The organism is Sphaerotilus montanus, from assembly GCF_013410775.1.
GTDB lineage: Bacteria > Pseudomonadota > Gammaproteobacteria > Burkholderiales > Burkholderiaceae_C > Sphaerotilus > Sphaerotilus montanus.
The window spans coordinates 754,934-776,588 of record NZ_JACCFH010000001.1; the positions used below are offsets into that span (position 1 = coordinate 754,934).

General features: G+C 69.2%; 23 protein-coding genes. 13 read left to right on the forward strand and 10 right to left on the reverse strand.

Annotated features, from left to right (window positions below; translation table 11 throughout):
* Positions 1-63: 63 nt before the first annotated feature.
* Complete coding sequence (locus BDD16_RS03285) at positions 64-1,143, forward strand: IS5 family transposase (RefSeq protein ID WP_179632624.1); 1,080 nt, start codon at positions 64-66, stop codon at positions 1,141-1,143.
* 332 nt (positions 1,144-1,475) lie between these two features.
* On the opposite strand, the gene rpiA is transcribed toward BDD16_RS03285, so the two are convergent.
* Positions 1,476-2,138 carry a ribose-5-phosphate isomerase RpiA gene (gene rpiA, locus BDD16_RS03290; protein ID WP_179632625.1) on the reverse strand — a complete coding sequence of 221 codons (663 nt, stop codon included), beginning with the start codon at positions 2,136-2,138 and terminating at the stop codon, positions 1,476-1,478.
* Positions 2,139-2,196: 58 nt separating this feature from the next.
* On the opposite strand from rpiA, the gene BDD16_RS03295 reads away from it, so the two are divergent.
* Positions 2,197-3,234 (forward strand): quinone-dependent dihydroorotate dehydrogenase, encoded by a 1,038-nt coding sequence (locus BDD16_RS03295; RefSeq protein WP_179632626.1) that lies wholly within the window; start codon positions 2,197-2,199, stop codon positions 3,232-3,234.
* A 99-nt stretch (positions 3,235-3,333) separates the two neighbouring features.
* Here BDD16_RS03295 and BDD16_RS03300 read toward each other — a convergent pair whose 3' ends face one another.
* The 7 genes from BDD16_RS03300 to BDD16_RS03330 all read right to left on the reverse strand — a co-directional run bounded on the left by BDD16_RS03300 (position 3,334) and on the right by BDD16_RS03330 (position 10,742).
* Positions 3,334-4,329 carry an ABC transporter ATP-binding protein gene (locus BDD16_RS03300; RefSeq protein WP_179632627.1) on the reverse strand — a complete coding sequence of 332 codons (996 nt, stop codon included), beginning with the start codon at positions 4,327-4,329 and terminating at the stop codon, positions 3,334-3,336.
* Positions 4,326-5,315, reverse strand: coding sequence for an ABC transporter ATP-binding protein (locus BDD16_RS03305; protein ID WP_179632628.1), 990 nt, complete (start codon positions 5,313-5,315; stop codon positions 4,326-4,328). Before BDD16_RS03305 ends, BDD16_RS03300 begins: the two co-directional genes overlap by 4 nt.
* An 8-nt stretch (positions 5,316-5,323) precedes the next feature.
* Positions 5,324-6,247: an ABC transporter permease gene (locus BDD16_RS03310; RefSeq protein ID WP_179632629.1), complete on the reverse strand. Its 924-nt coding sequence runs from the start codon at positions 6,245-6,247 to the stop codon at positions 5,324-5,326.
* Positions 6,244-7,818, reverse strand: coding sequence for an ABC transporter substrate-binding protein (locus BDD16_RS03315; protein WP_179632630.1), 1,575 nt, complete (start codon positions 7,816-7,818; stop codon positions 6,244-6,246). Before BDD16_RS03315 ends, BDD16_RS03310 begins: the two co-directional genes overlap by 4 nt.
* Positions 7,819-7,887: 69 nt before the next feature.
* Positions 7,888-8,871, reverse strand: a complete 984-nt coding sequence (locus tag BDD16_RS03320; RefSeq protein WP_179632631.1) for an ABC transporter permease — start codon at positions 8,869-8,871, stop codon at positions 7,888-7,890.
* Between the two features lie 103 nt (positions 8,872-8,974).
* Positions 8,975-9,670 carry a DUF3047 domain-containing protein gene (locus BDD16_RS03325; protein WP_179632632.1) on the reverse strand — a complete coding sequence of 232 codons (696 nt, stop codon included), beginning with the start codon at positions 9,668-9,670 and terminating at the stop codon, positions 8,975-8,977.
* A gap of 79 nt (positions 9,671-9,749) precedes the next feature.
* Complete coding sequence (locus BDD16_RS03330) at positions 9,750-10,742, reverse strand: porin (protein ID WP_179632633.1); 993 nt, start codon at positions 10,740-10,742, stop codon at positions 9,750-9,752.
* 294 nt (positions 10,743-11,036) lie between these two features.
* On the opposite strand from BDD16_RS03330, the gene coq7 reads away from it, so the two are divergent.
* A complete protein-coding gene (coq7, locus tag BDD16_RS03335; protein ID WP_179632634.1) occupies positions 11,037-11,684 on the forward strand; it encodes a 2-polyprenyl-3-methyl-6-methoxy-1,4-benzoquinone monooxygenase in 648 nt (215 codons plus the stop codon).
* A gap of 25 nt (positions 11,685-11,709) precedes the next feature.
* Here coq7 and BDD16_RS03340 read toward each other — a convergent pair whose 3' ends face one another.
* Positions 11,710-12,150, reverse strand: a complete 441-nt coding sequence (locus tag BDD16_RS03340) for an OsmC family protein (RefSeq protein WP_179632635.1) — start codon at positions 12,148-12,150, stop codon at positions 11,710-11,712.
* A 258-nt stretch (positions 12,151-12,408) separates the two neighbouring features.
* On the opposite strand from BDD16_RS03340, the gene ilvA reads away from it, so the two are divergent.
* Together ilvA and BDD16_RS03350 are read left to right on the forward strand one after the other, a co-directional pair.
* Complete coding sequence (gene ilvA, locus BDD16_RS03345; protein WP_246332454.1) at positions 12,409-13,941, forward strand: threonine ammonia-lyase, biosynthetic; 1,533 nt, start codon at positions 12,409-12,411, stop codon at positions 13,939-13,941.
* A 122-nt stretch (positions 13,942-14,063) separates the two neighbouring features.
* On the forward strand, positions 14,064-15,155 hold the full coding sequence (locus BDD16_RS03350; protein ID WP_179632637.1) for a nicotinate-nucleotide--dimethylbenzimidazole phosphoribosyltransferase: 1,092 nt from the start codon (positions 14,064-14,066) through the stop codon (positions 15,153-15,155).
* Between the two features lie 3 nt (positions 15,156-15,158).
* Here BDD16_RS03350 and BDD16_RS03355 read toward each other — a convergent pair whose 3' ends face one another.
* Positions 15,159-15,731 carry a hypothetical protein gene (locus BDD16_RS03355; protein WP_179632638.1) on the reverse strand — a complete coding sequence of 191 codons (573 nt, stop codon included), beginning with the start codon at positions 15,729-15,731 and terminating at the stop codon, positions 15,159-15,161.
* Between the two features lie 112 nt (positions 15,732-15,843).
* Between BDD16_RS03355 and gspG the strand changes: the two genes are divergently transcribed.
* The 8 genes from gspG (at position 15,844) to gspN (ending at position 21,654) form a co-directional block, all read left to right on the forward strand.
* Entirely contained in the window at positions 15,844-16,272 is a 429-nt protein-coding gene (gspG, locus tag BDD16_RS03360) for a type II secretion system major pseudopilin GspG (RefSeq protein WP_179632639.1), read from the forward strand.
* 4 nt (positions 16,273-16,276) lie between these two features.
* The gene (locus tag BDD16_RS03365) at positions 16,277-16,765 is read left to right on the forward strand and encodes a pilus assembly FimT family protein (protein WP_310732868.1); all 489 of its coding nucleotides are present in this window, start codon (positions 16,277-16,279) and stop codon (positions 16,763-16,765) included.
* Positions 16,746-17,123: a type II secretion system minor pseudopilin GspI gene (gene gspI / locus BDD16_RS03370; protein WP_179632640.1), complete on the forward strand. Its 378-nt coding sequence runs from the start codon at positions 16,746-16,748 to the stop codon at positions 17,121-17,123. The genes BDD16_RS03365 and gspI overlap by 20 nt, the downstream gene beginning before the upstream one ends.
* A gap of 14 nt (positions 17,124-17,137) precedes the next feature.
* The gene (locus tag BDD16_RS03375) at positions 17,138-17,878 is read left to right on the forward strand and encodes a PulJ/GspJ family protein (protein ID WP_179632641.1); all 741 of its coding nucleotides are present in this window, start codon (positions 17,138-17,140) and stop codon (positions 17,876-17,878) included.
* An 11-nt stretch (positions 17,879-17,889) separates the two neighbouring features.
* Complete coding sequence (gene gspK, locus BDD16_RS03380; protein ID WP_179632642.1) at positions 17,890-18,879, forward strand: type II secretion system minor pseudopilin GspK; 990 nt, start codon at positions 17,890-17,892, stop codon at positions 18,877-18,879.
* Positions 18,880-18,961: 82 nt separating this feature from the next.
* Positions 18,962-20,206: a type II secretion system protein GspL gene (gspL, locus tag BDD16_RS03385; protein ID WP_179632643.1), complete on the forward strand. Its 1,245-nt coding sequence runs from the start codon at positions 18,962-18,964 to the stop codon at positions 20,204-20,206.
* Positions 20,203-20,727 (forward strand): type II secretion system protein GspM, encoded by a 525-nt coding sequence (gene gspM / locus BDD16_RS03390; RefSeq protein WP_179632644.1) that lies wholly within the window; start codon positions 20,203-20,205, stop codon positions 20,725-20,727. The genes gspL and gspM overlap by 4 nt, the downstream gene beginning before the upstream one ends.
* Positions 20,728-20,745: 18 nt before the next feature.
* On the forward strand, positions 20,746-21,654 hold the full coding sequence (gene gspN, locus BDD16_RS03395) for a type II secretion system protein N (RefSeq protein WP_179632645.1): 909 nt from the start codon (positions 20,746-20,748) through the stop codon (positions 21,652-21,654).
* The last annotated feature ends 1 nt before the right edge of the window (position 21,655 follow it).

Here is a 21,655-nt window from a genome sequence, read left to right on the forward strand (position 1 = left end):
GGCACTTCTAGAAACCGACCCTGACCGCCGCCTGAGCCGCGCGCTGCGGCAAGATACCGCCCCATGATCACACCCCGCACCAAGCCATCGAGCTTCTTTCCTGAGGAGGCCGCGGACGACCTGTTCGTGGTGCAGCAGCGCAAGGCCAAGCTGGAGGGCTACGTACAGACGCTGGCGGCGATGGACGAACTGATCGACTTCGCAGCGATGGCCGCGGCGGTGGACAAGGCCTGCCCTCGCGCTGACCGCAGCAAGGGCGGACGCCCGCCGTACCCGACCGAGGCGCTGGTGCGCATGGTGTTCCTGCAAGGGCTGTACAACCTGTCGGACGAGCAGTGCGAGCACCAGGTGCTGGACAGGATGAGCTTCCAGCGGTTCTGCCGGCTGGACGGCGCGCTGAACATTCCGGACGCACGCACGCTGTGGAACTTCCGGCAGCGGCTGGCCGAAGGCGGGCTGGGAGGCCGGGCGATTTTCGAGGCGTTGAGCCAGCAGTTGCAGCGGCACGGCTTCATCCCGAGGGGCGGGCAGATCGTGGACGCCAGCATCGTGCAGGCGCCGATCACGCAGGCCAACGCCCGGGAGCGCGATGCGCTGAACAAGGGGGAGGCGCCCGAGGGCTGGAGCAAGAAGCGCCTGGCGCACACCGACCGGGACGCGCGCTGGACGCAAAAGCACGGCAAGTCGTACTACGGCTACAAGCTGCACGGCAACGTGGACGCACGCTACAAGCTGATCCGCCAGATGAAGATCACGGCGGCCAACGCCGACGACGGACAGCAACTGCCCGACGTGCTGCAGGTGGCGAACACGCGCAAGCGGCTGCTGGCCGACCGGGGCTACGACAGCGCGGCCAACCGTCAGACGCTGCAGCAGCACGGACTGGCCGACGGCATCGCGCGTCGCGCCAAGCCAGGGCAGACGGCCAAGGTTCGACTCAAGCAGCGCAACAAGACGATCAACCGCACGCGGGCGCGGGTCGAGCACGTGTTCGCGGCGCTGAGCCAGCAGGGCGGCAAGTGCGTGCGGGCGATGACGCTGGCGCGCAATGCGCTGGCGATCACGCTGCAGTGCGCGGCCTACAACGCGCGCAGGCTGGTGTGGCTGGTCAAGAGCGCAGGTCCGTCCGCACAGCCCGCGTGAGGGGAAAAACCCCGTCGCGGGGCACCGCGGCGGCGGGGACAGGGGCTCGCCGCCGTCATCCACTGCTCGTCTGAGCTGGATTTGTGCAGGCTCAGACCAGGTTCAGGGCTGCAGGGCCGGTTTCTAGAAGTGCCCCAATGCACCTCGGTGCTCGACAGGTCGCGCCGCTGGGGATGGGACGTCAGGACGATGTGCTCAGCCATGAAGGGACTCCGGGGACTTCGGAACTCTGAAACTTGACCAGTCGGTCAACTTTCATCCCTTCATAGCGAGTTGCGTGCCAGTGCTTACCCGAGGTTCCCGCACCGCAACAGGGCAGAACCGTGCAGAACTCAGTACGTGATGGTGCGCACGCCGCTGGCCGTGCCCAGCAGGCAGACACGCGCCTTGTGCCGCGCGAAGATGCCGACGGTGACGACGCCCGGCCACTGGTTGACCTCGGTCTCCATCGCCAGCGGGTCGGTGATCTGCAGGCCGCGCACGTCGAGGATGTGGTTGCCGTTGTCGGTCACGACGCCTTGACGCAACGTCGCGTCACCACCGTAAGCCGCCTGGAAGCGGCGGGCGACCTGCGCCGCCGCCATCGGGATCACCTCGACCGGCAGCGGGAAGCGGCCCATCACGTCCACCAGCTTGCTCTCGTCGGCGATGCAGATGAAGCGCTCGGCCAGGTCGGCGACGATCTTCTCGCGGGTCAGCGCCGCACCACCGCCCTTGACCATGTTCCCGGCCGCGTCGATCTCGTCGGCGCCGTCGATGTAGACGGGGATCGAGGTGACCTCGGCCGCGTCGAACACGGGGATGCCGTGCGCCTGCAGCCGCGCCGTGCTGGCAACGGACGACGAGACGGCGCCGCGGATCGTGTCCTTCACCGTCGCAAGGGCGTCGATGAACTTGTTGACGGTGGAGCCGGTGCCGACGCCGACGACGGAGCCGGGTTGCACGTACTGGAGGGCGGCCTGGCCGACGAGGGCCTTGAGTTCGTCTTGGGTCATGGTGGAGTGCGCAGGGGCAGGCATTGAAGGCGATTGAATCGGGGACAATCGCACGATTATGGCCCTCGTTCCCTACGCCCTCACCCGCCCCTTCCTGTTCGGACTCGACCCGGAAGCCGCCCACGAACTGACGCTCGACTCGATCGCGCGCTTCCAGAACTCGCCGCTGCAATGCCTCTGGGCGCACAGCCGTGTCAGTGACCCAGTGACGGTGGCGGGGCTGAAGTTCCCGAACCGCATCGGGCTGGCCGCGGGGCTGGACAAGAACGGCCGCTGCATCGACGGCCTCGGCGCGATGGGCTTCGGCTTCATCGAGGTCGGCACCGTGACGCCGAAAGGCCAGCCCGGCAACCCGAAGCCGCGCATGTTCCGCCTGCCGGAAGCCAACGCGCTGATCAACCGGCTGGGCTTCAACAACGAGGGGCTCGACAGCTTCCTCGCCAACGTGAAGCGCGCGACCAGCTTCCGCCGCGCGGGCGGCATCCTCGGGCTGAACATCGGCAAGAACGCGGTCACGCCGATCGAGAACGCGGTCGATGACTACCTGATCGGACTGGCCGGCGTCTATCCGCACGCCGACTACGTGACCGTCAACATCTCCAGCCCGAACACCAAGAACCTGCGCGCGCTGCAGAGCGACGAGGCGCTGGACGCACTGCTGTCGGCCTTGCAGGCGCGCAAGCTGCAACTCGCGAAGGAGCACGGCCGCACGGTGCCGATGTTCGTGAAGATCGCGCCCGACCTCGACGAGGCGCAGGTCAAGGTGATCGCCGCGACGCTGAAGAACAACGGCATCGACGGCGTGATCGCCACCAACACCACCATCGGGCGCGACGCGGTGAAGGGCCTGAAGCACGCAGAGGAAGCGGGCGGCCTGTCCGGCGCGCCCGTGTTCGAGGCGAGCAACAAGGTGATCCGCCAGTTGCGCGCCGAGCTGGGCAGCGCGTACCCGATCATCGGCGTGGGCGGCGTGCTCAGCGGCGCGGATGCGAAGGCCAAGCGGCAAGCCGGGGCGGATCTGGTGCAGGTCTACACCGGCCTCATCTACCGTGGCCCGGCGCTGGCCAGCGAGTGCGCGCGAGCCCTGCGCCGCTGACCCACCCCGTCATCCTCGCGAATGCGAGGACCCACCCGTTGCGCAGCCCGTAGGTTCCCGCTTTCGCGGGAATGACGAGAAAGCGAGCGGCGGGACGCCTCAGATCCGCCGCTCTTCCACCGCGTGGCACGCCACGCGCACCCCGTCCACCTCGGTCAGCACCGGCCGCTCCGCGCGGCACCGCGCGTTGGCATGCGGACAGCGCGGGTTGAACGCACAGCCCGCGGGCGGGTTCAGCGCATCGGGCACCTCCCCTTGCACCGGCGTGCGCGCCCGGCCGCTCATGCGGATGTCGGGAATCGCGTCCAGCAGCATCCGCGTGTACGGATGGCGCGGCTGGGCAAACAGCGTCCGCTTGTCCGCCACCTCGACCAGCCGCCCGAGGTACATCACGCCCACCCGGTCGCTCACATGCCGCACCACCGCGAGGTTGTGCGAGATGAAGAGATACGTCAGCCCGCGCTCGCGCTGCAGATCCTTCATCAGGTTCAGCACCTGCGCCTGCACCGAGACATCCAGCGCCGAGGTCGGCTCGTCGCACACCAGGAACTCGGGACTCGTCGCCAAGGCGCGGGCAATCGATACCCGCTGGCGCTGGCCGCCTGAGAACTGGTGCGGGAAGCGGTCGAGGTCAGCGCCAGCCAGCCCCACCTGCGTCAGCAGCTCAGCCGCCCGCTCGCGCAGCGCCGCGCGGCCGGTCAGCAGCCCGTGTTCCAGCAGCGGCTCGCCGACGATGTCCGCCACCGTCCAGCGCGGGTTCAGGCTCGCATACGGATCCTGAAAGATCATCTGCAAACGCCGCCTGAGCGCCTGCCCTTGCGGCGTGACCAGCGTGGCGTGCAGCGGCTGGCCGTCGATGCGCACCTCGCCGCGGGTCGGCGCGTGCAGGCCGACCAGCAAGCGCGCCACCGTGCTCTTGCCGCAACCAGACTCGCCCACCAGCGCCAGCGTCTGCCCCTTCGGAATCTCGAAGCCGACGCCATCGACCGCATGCACCCACTGCCGCGGCCGGCGCTCGATCACCCGGTTCAGCCACGGCGCCGAGACATCGAAGGTCTTCGTCAGGTCGCGGACCTCCACCAGCGGCGCCGTCATGCGATCCCCTCGGTCGCCGCCCCGGGCGAGACACGCCAGCAGGCGGCGCGGGTTTCACCGCCAGTCGCCATCAGCTCGGGCCGCTCGCGACGGCAGCGTTCGACCACCCGTTCGCAGCGCGGATGGAAGGCACAGCCCGTCGGCATCGCGTTCAGCCGCGGCATCGCGCCGTCGATCTGCAGCAAGCGCTCGCGGTCCTCGTCCATCGACGGGATCGCGCCCATCAGGCCGACGCTGTACGGGTGCGCCGGCCGGTGGATCAGCGCGCCGACCGGCCCGATCTCGGCGATGCGCCCGGCGTACATCACCGCCACGCGGTCGCAGGTCTCGGCGATCACGCCCATGTCGTGCGTGATCAGCATCACCGCCGCGCCGCGCTCCCGGCAGACGCGCTTCAGCAAGGCAATGATCTGCGCCTGGATCGACACGTCGAGCGCCGTCGTCGGCTCGTCCGCGATGACCAGCCGCGGCTCGGCGGCCAGCGCCAGCGCGATCACGACCCGCTGGCGCATGCCGCCGGAGAACTGGTGCGGGTAGTGGTCGAGCCGCTGTTCGGGGGCGGGAATGCCGGTGTCGGCCAGCAACTGCACCGCCCTCGCCCGCGCCGCCTGCCGATCGAAACCGAGGTGCGCCTGAATGGTTTCCACGAGCTGCTGCCCGACCGTGAACAGCGGGTTCAGCGAGGTCAGTGGATCCTGGAACACCATGCCGATCTGCCGACCGCGCACCTTGCGCATCTCGTCGGGCGGCAGGTTGTCGATGCGGCGGCCGTCGAGCCGGACCTCGCCCGCGGCGATGCGGCCGGGCGGGTCGAGCAGGCCGATGATGGCCGCGCCGGTCAGCGACTTGCCAGCGCCAGACTCACCGACCACGCCGAGGATCTCGCCTGCGGCGAGGCTGAAGGACACATCGTCCAGCGCCCGCAGCGCGCCGTGGCGGTGCGCAAATTCCACCCGCAGGTGATCGACTTCAAGCAGAGGTTTCACCAAAACAGTCACCGCAGCCGGGGATTGAGAACATCGCGCAGCCAGTCGCCCAGCAGGTTCACGCTCAGCGCGATCAGCACCAGCATCGCACCTGGAAACACCGTGATCCACCACTCGCCCGAAAACAGGAAATCGTTGCCGGTGCGGATCAGCGTGCCGAGGCTCGGCGAGGTCGGCGGCACGCCCACACCGAGGAAGGACAGCGTCGCCTCGGTGATGATGGCGGTGGCCACCTGCACGGTCGCCAGCACCAGCACCGGCCCGAGCACGTTCGGCAGCACATGCCGGCGCATGATCCGCAGCGGCGTGACCCCGATCACCCGCGCCGCCTGCACGTAGTCCTTCTGCCGCTCCACCATCGTCGAGCCGCGCACCGTGCGGGCGTACTGCACCCAGCCGGTCAACGAGATCGCCAGCACCAGCACCGAGAACGCCAGCAGGTCGTGCGCGTTCGGCCAGAGCGCCTTGCCGACGCCGTCGATCAGCAGCGCCACCAGGATCGACGGGAACGACAGCATCACGTCGCAGATGCGCATGATCAGCGCGTCCGTGCGCCCGCCGACGAACCCCGCCAGCAGCCCCAGCCCGACCCCGACCACCAGCGACAGCAGCACCGACGCCAGCCCCACCAGCAGCGAGATGCGGGCGCCGTACATCACCGCGGAGAGGATGTCGCGGCCCTGGTCGTCGGTGCCAAGTGGGTATTGCCGCTGGCCCTCCGGCGACCATGCAGGCGGCAGCCGGGACGACATCAGGTCGAGGCTGGCGAGGTCGAAGGGGTTGTGCGGCGCGATCCAGGGCGCGCCGAACGCCGCGATCAGGCACGCCACGAACACGAACGCCGCCCCCATCGCGGCGGGTGACCCCGTGAAGCTGTGCCAGACCTCGCTGTCGCGCCACCCGCCGCGCACCGCCGTCGTCGCCACCGTCATGGCTTCACGGTCACCCACTTGAAGAACATCATGTTGTCGGCCAGCTGCGTCAGCGTCACCGACTTCTTCATGCCCCAGGCCAGCGCCTGCTGGTGCAGCGGCAGGTGGCCGACGTCATCGGCGTGCAACTTGAAGGCTTCGGCGATCATCGCGTTGCGTTTGGGCTGGTCAGTCTCGCTCTGGATCTTCAGGGTCAGCTCGTCCACCTTCGGGTTGCTGTAGCTGCCGAGGTTGAACTGGCCCTGGCCCTTGTCGGTCGGCGTGGCCATCAGCGAACTCAGCACGTTGTGCGCGTCGTAGGTGCCCGGCGTCCAGCCCAGCAGGTAGAAGCTGGTGTTGCGGCTGAGGATCTTCTGGAAATAGGTGGCCTTGCTCTCGGCCTGCAGGTTGATCTTCACCCCCACCTTGGCCAGACCCGACGCCACCGCCTGGCAGATCTCGCCGTCGTTGACGTAGCGGTCATTCGGGCAGTTCATCGTCACCTCGAAGCCCGACGGATAGCCGGCGTCGGCCAGCAGCTTCTTCGATGCCTCCGGGTCGAACGGCAGCCGCTTGTTCATCTCCGGTACAAAGCCCCGGATGCCCGGAGCCACCATCAGCGCGGTCGGGGTCGCCGCGCCGCGCATCACGCGGCTGCGGATCGCCTCGATATCGATCGCCTGGTAGAAGGCCCGGCGCACGCGCACGTCCTTGAACGGATTCTTGCCCTTGACGCTGGAAAACAGCAGCTCGTCGCGCTTCTGGTCCATGCCGAGGAAGATGGTGCGCAGCTCGGGGCCTTGCAGCACCGTCAGCGCCGGGCTGGTGTTCAGCCGTGCGACGTCCTGCAGCGGCACTGGCTCCATCACGTCGACTTCGCCGGACATCAGCGCGGCCACGCGGGTCGCGTCATTGCCGATCGGCGTGAACACGACCTCGTCGACATTGCCGTCGACCTTGTCCCAGTACTGGAAATTGCGCACCAGCACCGTGCGGGCACCCGGCTGGCGCTCCTTGACGCGGAAAGGCCCCGTGCCATTGGCCTTGAAGGAGGCCAGGTTCTCGATGCCCTTGCGGCGGTCGACCGGCGTCACGGCCTTGTTCGTCTCGCACCAGGCGCGGTTCATCATGTAGACCAGCGTCAGCACGTCGGGCAGGATCGGGAACGGCGTCAGCGTCTCGATCTCGACCACCAGGTCGCTGACCTTGCGCACCTCCTTGATGCTGGAGGTGTAGCTCTTCATGTCGGAGCCGTCGCCCGCCACGCGCCTGAAGCTGAACACCACGTCGTCGGCGGTGAAGGGGGCGCCGTCGTGGAATTTGACGCCCGGCCGCAGCTCGAAGCGCCACACCGTGGGCGAGATCTGCTTCCAGGCGGTCGCCAGACCCGGCACCAGCCCCAGCTTCTTGTCGCGCGCCACCAGCGGCTCGTAGACATTGCCGGTGAAGCTGAGCTGCAGCGATTCGTTGAGCGAATGCGGGTCCATCGACACCGCATCGCCCTGGTTGGCCACCTTGAGCGTCACCGCATGCGCCAGTGGCGCCAGGGCGAGCAGCAGGGCACAGGTCAGGGAGGCAAGTCTGGGCTTCATCATGGAAGACTCCTTTGTCGTGCAAGCAGGGAACGCCAGGAACAACAGACCGGTCGCCGCGGCATCGACTCAACGCGCTGTCGGCGTCGTCGCCACCCGCAGCCGCGGATCGACCGTCACATACAAGAGATCCACCACCATGTTGATCAGCACGAAGATCAGCGCGATCAGGCACAGGTAGGCGGCCATCACCGGGATGTCCGCGAACTGCACCGCCTGGATGAACAGCAGGCCCATGCCGGGCCACTGGAACACCGTCTCGGTGATGATGGCAAAAGCAATCAGCGAGCCCAGTTGCAGCCCGGTGATGGTGATGACAGGAACCAGGGTGTTCTTCAGAGCGTGGCGAAAATGCACCACCCGGTCGCTCAGGCCCCGGGCGCGGGCGAAGCGGATGTAGTCGGTGCGCAACACCTCCAGCATCTCCGCCCGCACCAGTCGCATGATCAGCGTGAGCTGGAAGATCGACAGCGTGGTGGCCGGCAGCAGCAGATGGCGCCAGCCATCGAGCGTGAGCAGGCCGGTCTGCCAGTGGCCCAGCGCGACCAGTTCCCCCCGCCCGAAGCTCGGCAGCCAGTTCAGCCAGACAGCGAACACCAGGATCAGCAGAATGCCGATGAGGAACGTCGGCAGCGACACGCCCAGCAGCGAAAACAGCATCAGCGCCTGGGCAGACCAGCGACCACGGCGCAGCGCAGCGTAGACCCCCATCGGAATCCCGATCACCAGGGCCAGGACCGCGGCGACCAGGGCCAGTTCCAGCGTGGCCGGCAGGCGCTCCAGGATGAGGGCCGAGACCTTGCGGCCCTGGCGCAGGCTCAGCCCGAACTCGCCCTGCACCGCCTGCCCGACAAAGCGGGCGAACTGCACGGGAAAGGCCTGGTCCAGCCCGAGGTCGGCCCGCAACTGGGCGCGCTGCTCGGGCGTGGCGTCCTGACCCACCATGGAAACGACGGGATCACCCACATACCGGAACAGCATGAATGCGATGAGTGCCACGGAGAGCATCACCAGTGCACCCTGGGCCAGACGGCGAAGAAGGAAAACGGTCATCGACGCGGAACGGTACGGGAGAGGAAGCAGCAGGCGGGCACCCCGCCACAGTGCCAGCGCCGTCGCTGAATTGCAAGCAATGAAAGCTCGCGAAAACCAGCACTCAACGCAGGCTGGCCGGACCGTAGCAGGCTTCAGCCCGGCTCTGGGTGTTGTCGGCGTCGGTCATGAAGGCCATGCCGATCAGCGCACCCGGCGCTTCACCGAAGGCGGCCAGGAAATCGGCTTGCGCATCGCGCTCGTAGTGCTGCCAGTGGCGCAGGCGCGTGGGGCCGGACTCGACAACGATCTTGCGGATCCGGTCGGATCGACCGCTGGTGATGATGGTGCCGATCGGCGCCGCGGCGTCCCAGACATACATCAGGGTGGCATAGGGTGGCGGCTCGCCGGTGAGCGTGTGGGCCAGTTCGAACAGCATCTGGTTGCGCGCCGACAGGCGCGCCGTGTCGCCATCGAACGCCAGCACCAGCCGGGCTGCGGCATCGTCACGGTCGACCTCCGCCACCGTGGCCCCAGGACTGAGCGTGTCGACCCACCAGGAAAACTGCAGCTTGCGCCACGCCGCCGGCTCCAGTCTCAGGCTGCGGCGCCACAGGCTGGCCGAGCGGTTGGCACGGGCCTGGGTGCAGCGGTGCCCGGCACGCAGCGCAGGCGTGTAGTCGGTGGTGCGTTTGCCGGGCAGGTGCTGCGCGGACCAGATTCCACCCGGGGCTGTCACGGGGTCGGGCGTCGAGACAGTGACACAGCCGCACAGCAGTGCCGCCACGGCCGCAGCAGAGATGTGAAAAATCCGATTCATGCAGACTTCCATGAAAAAAGCCACCCGAAGGTGGCTTTTTGACGTGAGATCGAAACACCTGCTTGCGCAGGCGCCAAGATCAGAACGCGTGCAGGACGCCGAAGTCGTAGGCGTTCTTTTCCGAAGTGTTACGCCCAGTACTGGCGTTGAGCGACAGAGCGGGCTCGTTGACACGGCTGAAGTCAGCATACAGTTGCGTACGCTTCGACAGGTTGTGGCGATAGCCAACCGATGCCTTCTTAGCCGGCGTCGCGGTGCCTTCCTTGAGTTGCGCGTAGCCAGCCAGCACTTGCCCAGCAGGACCGACATTGACCGTTGCACCCAGCAGATAGCCGCGGATCTTCTCACCGTCGGCGTCCTTGCCAGTGCTCATGGCAGCGGCCAACTTGGCCGGGCCAAAGGTGTACGCAACGCCTGCGGTGGTCAGGTTGTCCTTGGCGGCACCCGGGTTCTCGTAGCTGGCAGCAACCATCACAGGGCCGACAGCGTACTGAGCAGCCAGCGAGTACGGACGCTTGGTCGTCGCGGTACCTTCAGCAATGTCTGCAGCGATCTTCAGACCAGCGAAAGTTCCATCGTAACGGATCGAGTCTTGCGTACGGATCTTGGCTGCGCCGGTGGCTGCTGCCGTTGCCGCATCCGTGGTCAGACGGGTCGAAGGCGTCAGGCTGAGAGCACGCAGACGGCCTTCCGAGTCACCACCGAACGGGTCGAACACGTTTTGTGCCAGCGAGAACGCCGAGGTGTACTGGCGACCCAGGTTCACCGTGCCAAAAGCGCCGCCAATACCAACGGTCGAGTAGCCTTGCCAGAATGCTGCACCGTTTTGGGTACCAGTGTCCGGGTTGAAGCGGTGTTCGAAGCCGAACAGAGCCTTCATGCCACCGCCCAGATCTTCCGAGCCCTTCAGGCCAACGCGGCTACCCGAACCGTCCATGACAGTCTTGTCTTTGGTGCCTGCGGCCTTGCCGACACCCAGGTCAACCTTGCCGTACAGCGTGACCGACGATTGAGCCGAAGCGGCACCAGCGAATGCGCCCAGAACGGCGAGAGCGAGCAGAGACTTCTTCATGCAAATATCTCCTAGGTTGAACTAGAGGGTCCTGCAGCGCGAGGTGTCGTCTCACGACACTGCCCGGACAGGCCGACCTCCTCAGCGGAAGCTGCCACTATTGCACCAGACCGGTTCATCCATTGCCAAGCGGGACTTCGTGAATAGGCACATCGCCGTTGTCAGGGTGCAACAAGCCATCAGATCCTCGATCCAATATGACACAACGATGTCGCCGGACACACCATTTCAGTGGAATCGAGATTGATCCGGTCTGGCAGAGCGGCGTCTGGAGGCCGTCTAAACTCGTTCACCATGAGAACGATCACGCCCATTGACCGCCTCTTGTCCGTGGCGGACCAGAGTTTGCGCACCATCTGGGGGCATCACCACGCCCAGCGTCCGGCCCCGCGCCCGGAAGCCGCACCCAGCGTCCCGCCACCCGAACTCGACGAGGCGGAGCGCCGCCTGTCAGGGGCCCTGATCCGGGTCGACCATGTCGGCGAGGTGTGTGCCCAGGCGCTCTACACCGCCCAGGCACTCGCCACGCGCGACGCAGGTCTGCGCGCGCATCTGGAGGCCGCCTCCCAGGAAGAGTCCGACCACCTCGCCTGGACCGAACAGCGCCTGCGCGAACTCGGAGACCGGCCCTCGCTGCTCAATCCGCTGTGGTACGCGGGTGCGTTCGCCATCGGCACGGTCGCCGCGCGACTCGGCGATCGCAGCAGTCTCGGCTTCGTCATCGAGACCGAGCGGCAGGTGGAGGCCCATCTCGACAGCCATCTGGCGCGCCTGCCCGCGGCCGACCTCGCGTCCAGGGCCATCGTCACGCAGATGCGCGATGACGAGATCCGGCATGCCGAGGCCGCGCAGCAGGCGGGTGGCGTGCGCCCGCCCCTGCCGGTCCGCTGGCTGATGCGTGCGGCGGCGAAGGTCATGACGACCACCGCACACCGCATCTGACCGGCTCCGGCTGCCGAGTCCCGGCTCAGGCTGCGGCCGGAGCCGACGTGTCGACCACCTCGACCTGCAACTCGATCTCGGCGGTCTTCGCCAGCATTGCCGTTGCGGAGCAGTACTTGTCATAGGACATCTGCACCGCACGGCGCACCGCCGGCTCCGACAGCTTCACGCCACTGACGATGAACTGCATCACGATGCGGGTGAACACCTTGGGCTCGGTCTCGGCCCGGTCTGCATGGACCTTGACCTGACAGCCCTGCACCTGCTGCCGGCCGCGCTTGAGGATCAGCACCACGTCGTAGGCCGTGCAGGCGCCTGCACCGGCGAGCAGGGTTTCCATCGGCCGGGGGGCCAGATTGCGGCCACCACCCTCTGGCGCGCCGTCCATCATCAGCAGGTGGCCACTGCCGGTTTCGGCCGAAAACGCCATGCCGGAAGCCGGCATCCAATTGATCGTGCAGTCCATGACGCGAGGAATCCAGAAGAACAAGCCTGGATTGTGACTTGCTGACGCAGAAATGACCCAGCCCCCTTCGTTGCATCGCAGCATTCGCTTTGGTACACTTTCGAACAAGCAATCGGGATTGCCACCTAGAACTTTTCCAACATCAGGCACTCCCAAGCAACGGTTGTCTCCTCCACCCTCCTCCAAAGGTGGATTGAGCCCGAGGTGAAAACCTCGGGCTTTTTTTCGTCACCGAGTTCCGTCACTGCGAGTTCCATGATGCCCTCCGAGCGCCAGACCCTGCTGACCAGCTACCTCCAACGCATCCTCACGGCCAAGGTCTACGACGTGGCGCGCGAGACCGAGCTGGACCCCGCCCGCAGCCTCTCGGCGCGCCTGGGCAACCAGGTCCTGCTGAAACGCGAGGACAACCAGCCCGTGTTCAGCTTCAAGCTGCGCGGTGCCTACAACAAGATGGCGCATTTGACCGCGGAGCAGCTCGCCCGTGGCGTCATCTGCGCGTCCGCTGGCAACCACGCGCAGGGTGTCGCACTCGGCAGCAAGCGCCTGGGCTGCCGCGCCGTGATCGTGATGCCGGAGACGACACCCCGGGTGAAGGTCGATGCCGTGCGGGCGCTCGGCGGCGAGGTCGTGCTGGTCGGCGAAAGCTACAACGACGCCTACGACCACGCGATGCAGCTCGCCGAGGTCGAGGGCCTCACCTTCGTCCACCCCTTCGACGATCCGCTGGTCATCGCCGGTCAGGGCACGATCGGCATGGAGATCCTGCGCCAGCACCAGGGGCCGATCGACGCCGTGTTCGTCGCCATCGGCGGTGGCGGGCTGATCTCGGGGGTTGCGGCCTATCTCAAGGCCGTGCGGCCGGAGATCCGGGTGATCGGCGTGCAGACCGTCGATTCCGACGCGATGCTGCAGTCGGTGCGCGCCGGCCACCGGGTCCGCCTGAACGACGTCGGCCTGTTCGCCGACGGCACCGCGGTGAAGTTCGTCGGCGAGGAGACCTTCCGCGTCGCCCGCGAGCTGGTGGACGAGTTCATCGTGGTGGACACCGACGCGGTCTGCGCGGCGATGAAGGACGTGTTCCAGGACACCCGCGCGATCCTGGAGCCGTCGGGCGCGCTGTCGGTCGCGGCGGTGAAGCAGTACGTGGCCCGCGAAGGCTGCACCGGCAAGACCTTCGTGGCGATCACCTGCGGCGCCAACATGAACTTCGACCGCCTGCGCTTCGTCGCCGAGCGGGCGGATGTGGGCGAAGAACGCGAGGCGCTGTTCGCGGTGACGATCCCCGAGGAGCGCGGCTCGTTCAAGCGCTTCTGCGAGCTGATCGGCCCGCGCAGCGTCACCGAGTTCAACTACCGCATCAGCGACGAGCGCCGCGCCCACATTTTCGTCGGCCTGAGCACCAGCCGGCGCGGCGAGTCGGCGCAGATCGGCGACCTGTTCGCCACGCAAGGCTTCGCCGCCCTGGACCTGACCCACGACGAACTCGCCAAGGCGCACCTGCGCCACCTCGTCGGCGGACGCTCGGATCTGGCGGTCAACGAGCGGCTGTTCCGCTTCGTGTTCCCGGAGCGGCCGGGGGCGCTGATGCGCTTCCTCTCGTCGATGCACCCGGACTGGAACATCAGCCTGTTCCACTACCGGAACCAGGGTGCCGACTACGGCCGCATCCTCGTCGGCATCCAGGTGCCCGACGCGGACGGCTCGGCCTTCCAGCAGTTCCTCGACACGCTGGCCTACCCCTGCGTCGACGAGACGGACAACCCCGTCTACCGCTTGTTCCTGCGCTGAACCAGCCTGCTGTGCAGCCCCCCCCTGCCTGCGTGGGGTGTGCAGATTGACCGCGCGGAAATGCACTGAAATGCCCCGGACCGGACCGGTCGGCCAGACGTGCACGCGCACAATCCGGGGCCATGCGCCCTGACTCCACGCCCCTGATTCCGCCGACTGCCCACCCCGCTCTGGAAGAGGCCCTGCAGTTCAAGCTGCGGCGCCGGGTCAGCACGGCGGGACACCTGGGCGAGCTGCTGCCGCTGGCCATGCGCATCGGCCTGCTGCAGCACGCGCTGCGTCCGCGGCTGCGCCAGCCGCAGCTGCTGCTCTTCGTCGGCGACCATGGCATCGCCGTCGATCTCAACCCGCCCCAGCACCTCAGCACCACCTCGATGGTGCATGACGTGCTGGAGAACCGGGTGCCGCTGCCCCTGTTCGCGCACCAGCAGGGCCTGAGCGTGAGCGTGGTCGATGCCGGTCTGGCCACCCCGCTGCCGATCGGACCGGGGGTGATCTCCCGCAAGATTGCCCACGGCACGCGCAACAGCCGGCTGACGGCGGCCATGTCGCTGGACCAGGTGAATTCGGCCATCCGCGCCGGCATGGAAATCGCGCAGGCGCTGCCGGGCAATGTGCTGGGCTGCGCGGCAATCGGGGTGGGCGCGCGCGAATCCGCGGCACTGGTCATCGCGCGGGTCACCGGGCGCCCCCTGCACGATCTGGTCTACGCTGGGCCGAAGATGCGCCGCGAGGAGCTGGAGCACACCCTCGCCGTGCTGCAGACCGCACTGAACCGGCACGGCCCGATCGAGGACCCCGTGCAGGCACTGGCAACCTTTGGCGGATTCGAGATGGCGATGATGGTCGGCGCGATGCTCAAGGCGGCCGAGCAGCGGCACCTGATCCTCGTCGACGGGCTGCCGGCCTGCGCCGCACTGCTCATCGCCACCCACATCGCCGGTCCGGTGATCGACTACTGCCTGTTCTGCCGCAGCACCGACCACCACGGCCTCGACACGGCGCTGGCCGGCTTCGAGAGCACCGCCCTGCTCGCGCTGGGGCTGGAAAGCCTGGATGGCACCGGCATCACGCTGAGCTGGCCGCTGGTGCGGGCCGCTGCCGCCCTGCTGACCGAGGTGGTCGACACGGTCGAGCCGCTGCCGCCATCCGATGAGCCGGAACAGACCACACCCTCCGCCGACATCGACCAGGACTGCATCCGGACGCCCTGACGATCAGCGGGCCTGGTTCGGATCGACCACACCGCCCGTGACACTGCCGGCCTGGTCCGGGACCGGCTCCTGCTGTGGCGGAGGCTGCATCACCGGCGGCACGCCCGGGGCGAACTGGGGCGCCACCACGCCCGGCAACCCCACGGCCGCTGCTGGCGGCGGGCTCGCTCCGACGGGAACAGCGGCCGGCAGCGTGCCAGTGGCGGGCGGCGGCAGCTGCGGCAGATCCAGCGTGAGCTGCGCAGGCGCACCGGGCGGGCCGAGACTCACCCCCTTGGCGGTGACGCCCTGCAGCACCCACTGCCCATCGACCGACGCGCCCAGCCGCACCACACGGGCCGGCAGGTCATCGACCGACAGCACCGCCCAACTCGCCCCGGCGCCCGTCGATGCCACCGCACCGACCAGCTTGAAACGCGCTGCAGCCGCGGGAGGCGGTGCCACGGCATCCCCCACCGGCGCCACCGCCCCGAGCAGGCGGAGCACATCGCCACGCACCGCCTGGTCGATCGCCACCGTCTGCACCTGGGGCGGCACTGCCCCGGGACGCGCGAACAGGCGCAAGCCCCAGAACACGAGACTTCCCGCGAGAGCGGCCCACACCAACCATGCTGTCCAACGTGCTGCCATGGGGGCGGATTATGATCGACGGCCCCGCTGCTCTCAGTGCACTTCGGATCCTCCATTCATGAAATCCTTGCGACACGCCGCCCAGCGCGGCTTCACCCTGATCGAGCTGATGGTGGTGCTGGTGATCATCGGCGTGCTGGCGTCCCTGGTCGTGCCCAGCGTGCTCGACCGCGTCGACGAGGCCAAGGTCACCGCCGCCCGCACCGACGTCAACAGCCTGATGGAAGCCATGAAGCGCTACCGGCTCGACAACCAGCGCTATCCGACCAGCGAGCAGGGCCTGCAGGCACTCGTCGCCAAGCCGACCACCGGCCCGATCCCGCCGAACTGGAAGCCGACGCTGGACAAGCTGCCCAACGACCCCTGGGGCCGCCCGTACCAGTTCGCCAACCCCGGCGTGAAGGGACCGATCGACGTGTTCAGCTACGGCGCGGACGGACAGGCCGGCGGCGAGGGCAAGGACGAGGACATCGGCTCCTGGCAGTGACGCCGTGACCCGTGCACGCGGATTCACCCTGCTGGAGCTGATGGTGGTGGTGGCGATCATCGCGCTGGCCAGCTCGATCGTCACCCTGGCATTGCCGGACCCGGCCAGCACCCGGCTGGAGCGCGAGGCGACCCGGCTGGTGGCCATCCTCGAAACCGCGCGGGTGCAGGCCCGCTCGCTGGGTGCCCCGGTGCGCTGGGTGCCCGGCCGCCCGCGCCAGACCGCCAACGACAGCCCGGACCAGCCTGGCCCCGACTTCCACTTCACCGGCCTGCCGGAGAACAGCGGCCTGCCCGAGCGCTGGTCCGACGCCGACCTGGCGGGCAGGATCGGCGTGGTGCTGGCGCCGGGCCAGTCCGGCCTGCTGCTCGGCCCCGAGCCCGTGATCCCGCCGCAGACGCTGACCCTGCAGCTCGACGACCAGCGTCTGAGCCTGTCCACCGATGGCCTGAGCGCCTTTGCCGTGATCGCCGATGCACCCGCGCCGCAGTGAGCCGGGCCAGCGGGGGCTGACGCTGATCGAGGTGCTGGTGGCACTGGCGATCGTCGCGATCACGCTGGCCGCCGGCATCAAGGCCGCGGGCGCCCTCACCGGCAACACCCAGCGGCTGGCCGACACGCTGGCCGGCCAGTGGTGTGCCGACAACTACCTCACCCGGCTGCGCCTGGAGCGGCAGCTGCCGCCGGTCGGCGACAGCGAGTTCAGCTGCGAGCAGGTCGGACAGACCTACCTGGGGCGCGTCTCGGTGCGCCCGACGCCCAATCCGCTGTTCCGCCGCATCGACGTGCACATGCTCGACCCCGAAGGGCAGCACCTGCTGCTCTACACCACCGTGATGTCCCGTCTCTGAGCCGCCCAGGACCGATGCGCCCGACCCGTTCCCTCCGCCCGTCCCGCTCCGCCGGCTTCACGCTCATCGAGGTGCTGGTGGCGCTGTTCATCCTGGCGCTGATGTCGGCGATGGCCTGGCAGGGCGTGGACGCCATCGCCCGCAGCCGCGAATCGACCCAGGCCCGCATGGACCGGCTGCTGCGCCTGCAGACGGTGCTCGCGCAGTGGGAGGCCGACGTGCACGAGGTGATCGACACCCAGGTCGTGCCGGGGCTCAACTTCGACGGCGCCACGCTGCGCCTGACGCGCCGCCAGCCCGAAGGCGTGCAGGTGGTCGCCTGGACGCTGCGCGGCGGCCAGCTGTACCGCTGGAGCGCACCGACCTCGAACGCGCTGGACACCCTGCAGGACGGCTGGATGCGCAGCTACCAGCTGCTCGGCAACGAGCCCGGCACGCTGCAGATGCTCGACCACATCGCGCAGTGGCAGCTCTTCGTCTTCCTGACCAGCAGCAATGGCTGGAGCAACGCGCAGTCGAGCGGGGACGTCGTCCAGACTGCGCCGCCAGCCCCGGTCGATCCGCCGCCCCCGGTGCCGGACGCGGGGGCCTCGGGCGCCGGCACCGTGATCGGCAACGGAGTGGTCAGCGCGGCCCCGCCGGTGGCCGTCAACCACGACGCGCTGCCGGACGGACTGCGGATGGTGGTGCAGTTTGCGCCGGGCGGTGCAGCCGACGGCACGCTGACCCGCGAAGTGCGGCTCATCCACCCATGACACCGACCCCCATGACGCGTCCCTGCGCCCCACCGGCCCGCCAGCGTGGCGCCGCGCTGCTGACGGCGATGATCATCGTCACGGTCGTGGCGACGCTCGCCTCGGGCATGGTCTGGCAGCAGTGGCGCGCGCTGCAGGTCGAGGCGGCCGAGCGCGCACAGACCCAGTCGGAATGGGTGCTGCAGGGCGCCCTCGACTGGACCCGCATGATCCTGCGCGAAGACGCCCGCGAAGGCGGCGCCGACCACCTCGGCGAGCCCTGGGCCGCGCCGCTGGCCGAGGCCCGGCTGTCCACCTTCCTGGCGGCCGACCGCTCGATGGCCGAGGACGCGCCCGACGCCTTCCTGTCGGGCCGCATCGTGGACGCCCAGTCGCGCTACAACCTGCGCAACCTCGTCCAGCAGGGCAAGGTCAGCCGCAGCGAGCTGCAGACGCTGGAGCGCCTGTGCGGCTTCCTGGGGCTGAACGGCGATGTCGCGCCGCGCCTGGCCGAAGCCCTGCGCCGGGCCACGCCGGGCAGCGCCACCGAAGCGCCCTCCGACGCCGGCACCACGACGACCACCCTGCCGCTGATGCCCGCCTCGGTCGAGGACCTCGGCTGGCTCGGGCTGGACGCCGCCACGGTCCGGCGCCTCAAGCCCTATGTCGTGCTGCTGCCGCGCGAGACGCCGGTCAACCTCAACACGGCGCCCAAGGAGGTCATCGCCGCAGTGCTGCCGGGCATCGACCTGGCCACCGCCGAGCGGCTCGTCCAGTCGCGGCTGCGGGATCCGCTGAAGAGCCCGGCCGACGCCAAGACCGTGCTGGGCGAGCGCGCGCTGACCGACGCACGGCGGGTCAGCGTCAACTCGAACTACTTCATCGTCTACGGCGCGCTGCGGCTGGACCAGGTGACTGTCGCCCAGCGCTCGCTGCTGGAGCGCAACGGGCGCGACGTGCGCACGCTGTCCACGCAGCGCCTGCGCGACCCGGCCGAACTGGAAAGTTCGCTGCAGCAATGAACACTGTCACCCGGTTCGGCCGTGCTGCGCGGGCGATGGGCAGACCCGCACCTACAATCCGCCGAACACGTCCACCCCACCCATGAGCCTGCTCGTCATCCAATTGCCCACCCGCACCCGGCTGCATCCGCAGAGCCGCGGGTCTGCGCCGGGCGCGGGCGTCCGGGCCGAGCTGGGCTTCGTGCTCAGTCCGGACGGGCAGTCGATCCAGTCCGAAGGCCAGTGCGCCGCATCGCTGCTGCCCAAGGCCACCGCGGTGGTTGCCGTGCTGGCCCCGGCCGATGTCGCCTTTCACCGCCTGACCTGCCCGAAGGCGCCGGCCGCCCGGCTGCGTGCCGCGCTGGCCGGCATCCTCGAAGAACAGGTGCTCGACGACGTGGAGCAGTTGCACCTGAGTCTGGCCCCGGATGCCCGCCCCGGCGACGAGACCTGGGTCGCGGCCATCGACCGCGAGTGGCTGACGGCGGAGCTGGCCGCGCTGGAGACCGTCGGCGTGGTCGTGGACCGGGTCGTGCCCGGACTGTGGCCCGACGTGCAGGCCCACGGCCATTTCCACGTGCCCTATGACGACGACAAGCCGAAGACGCTGCTGACCTGGGCCGATGCGCAGGGCGTGAGCACCTGGCCGCTGCAGGGCAGCCTGTCGCGCGGCCTGCTGCCCGAGCCGCTGGCCGACAACACACTGTGGACGGCCGACCCGGCCGCCGCCGCCCCGGCCGAGCGCTGGCTCGGACAGCCGGTGCAGGTGCTCGGCATGGGCGCCCGCCTGCTGGCGTCGGCGCAGAGCGGCTGGAACCTGCGCCAGTTCGAGCTGGCTGCGCGCCACCGCGGTCTGGCCCTGCTGCGCGACGCGGGCAAGCAGTTCCTCACGCCGGGCTGGCGGCCGGTGCGGCTCGGGCTGATCGGGCTGCTGCTGGCGAATCTGGCCGGCCTGAACGCCTGGGCCTGGATGCAGCGCAACGAACTGCAGGTGCGCCGCACGGCGGTCGCCAACCTGCTGCGCACGACCCACCCGCAGGTGCGCGCCGTGCTGGACGCCCCGCTGCAGATGGCCCGCGAGAACGACCTGCTGCGCGCCAGCGCCGGCCGGCCGGGCGACACCGATCTGGAGCCGCTGCTGCAGGCCGCCGCCAGCGTCTGGCCGGAAGGCCGCCCGCCGCAGGTCCTGCGCTACGAGAACGGCCGCCTGTCACTGGGCGCACCCGGCATCGGGGCGGACGAGATCAGCCGCATGAAAGCCACGCTGGAGCCTGCCGGCTGGCGGATCGACCAGACCGACAACCAGGTCACCCTGAGCCGCCCGACCACGCCGGGAGCCGCCCGATGAAATCTGCCCTGTTGCAGTCCGACGCCCTGCGCCAGCAACTGGCCCCGCTGCAGCAGCGCTGGCGGGCCCTGGCCCCCCGCGAGCGGCTCGGCGCCACGCTGGGCGGCGGGCTGCTGCTGGTGTTCCTGCTCTGGACCCTCGGCGTGCAGCCCGCGCTCAAGACCTTGCGCACGGCCCCGGCCCAGCAGGCCGCGCTCGACGCCCAGCTGGCCCAGATGCAGCGGCTGGCGGCCGAGGCGGGCGAGTTGCGTGCCCTGCCGCCGGTCGATCCGGCGCAGGCCGACGCGGCCCTGCAATCGGCCACCGAGCGCCTGGGCGCCACGGCCCGCCTGCAGCGCAGCGGCGAGCGCCTGAGCGTCACCTTCACCAGCGTCGAGCCGGCCGCGATGATGGGCTGGCTGGCCGAGGTCCGCGCTGCCGCCCGTGTCCGTGTGATCGAAGCCCAGCTCGGCCGCACCGGCAATGGCTACAGCGGCAGTGTCGTGCTGACCTTGCCCACCTCCGCCGCGACCCCGCGCTGACAGGATTCGAGCCCGCACATGGCCCTCCACGGCAGCCCCTGGCGCCCCACCTACCAGCCCTCGGCCCACCCGTCGATCTTCGGCACGGCCGCACGCAAGCCCCCCGGCCACGGCTGGGTTGCCCAGGCGCGGGCCAGCCGGCGCTGGGCCGTGGTCGGTGCCGTCGTCGGCGCGACCGTCGCGCTGGTCGCGTTCGCGCCGGCGCACTGGCTGGCGCAGGCGGTCGCCTCGGCCACGCAGCAGCGGGTGCTGCTGGCCAACGCGCAGGGCACGGTCTGGTCCGGCGATGCGGTGCTGATCCTCGGCGCCGGCGCCGGCAGCCGGGACGCCCGCGCCCTGCCCGGCCGCATCCGCTGGACCCTGCGCCCGTCCGGCATGGCCTTGCGCCTGGGTCTGCAGCACGACTGCTGCCTCAACGGCGAACAGCTGCTGCTGGTGCGCCCCGGCTTCGGCCAGGTGCAGGTGGCGCTGCAGCCCGGCCGGGCGGAACAGGGCGACTGGGTCGGCCAGTGGCCCGCGGCCTGGCTGGTCGGGCTGGGCACACCCTGGAACACGCTGCGCCCCGGTGGCGCGCTGCGGCTGACCACGCAGGCCCTGTCGCTGAGCTGGGCCCAGGGCCGCTTCGCGATGACCGGCAGCGCGGGGCTGGAACTGCGCGACTTCTCCTCCCGCCTGTCGACGCTGCCCCGCCTCGGCAGCTACCGGGTCACGCTCAGTGGCGATCCGGCCCAGGCCGGCACCGCCATGGTGACGCTGGACACCCTCGACGGCGCCCTGCGGCTCAACGGCTCGGGCAGCTGGAGCAAGGGCGGCTTGCGCCTGCGCGGCGAAGCCACCGCGACGGATGCCGACCGCCCGGCCCTGAACAACCTGCTCAACATCATCGGACGGCGCCAAGGCGCGCGCTCCCTGCTCACGATCGGATGAC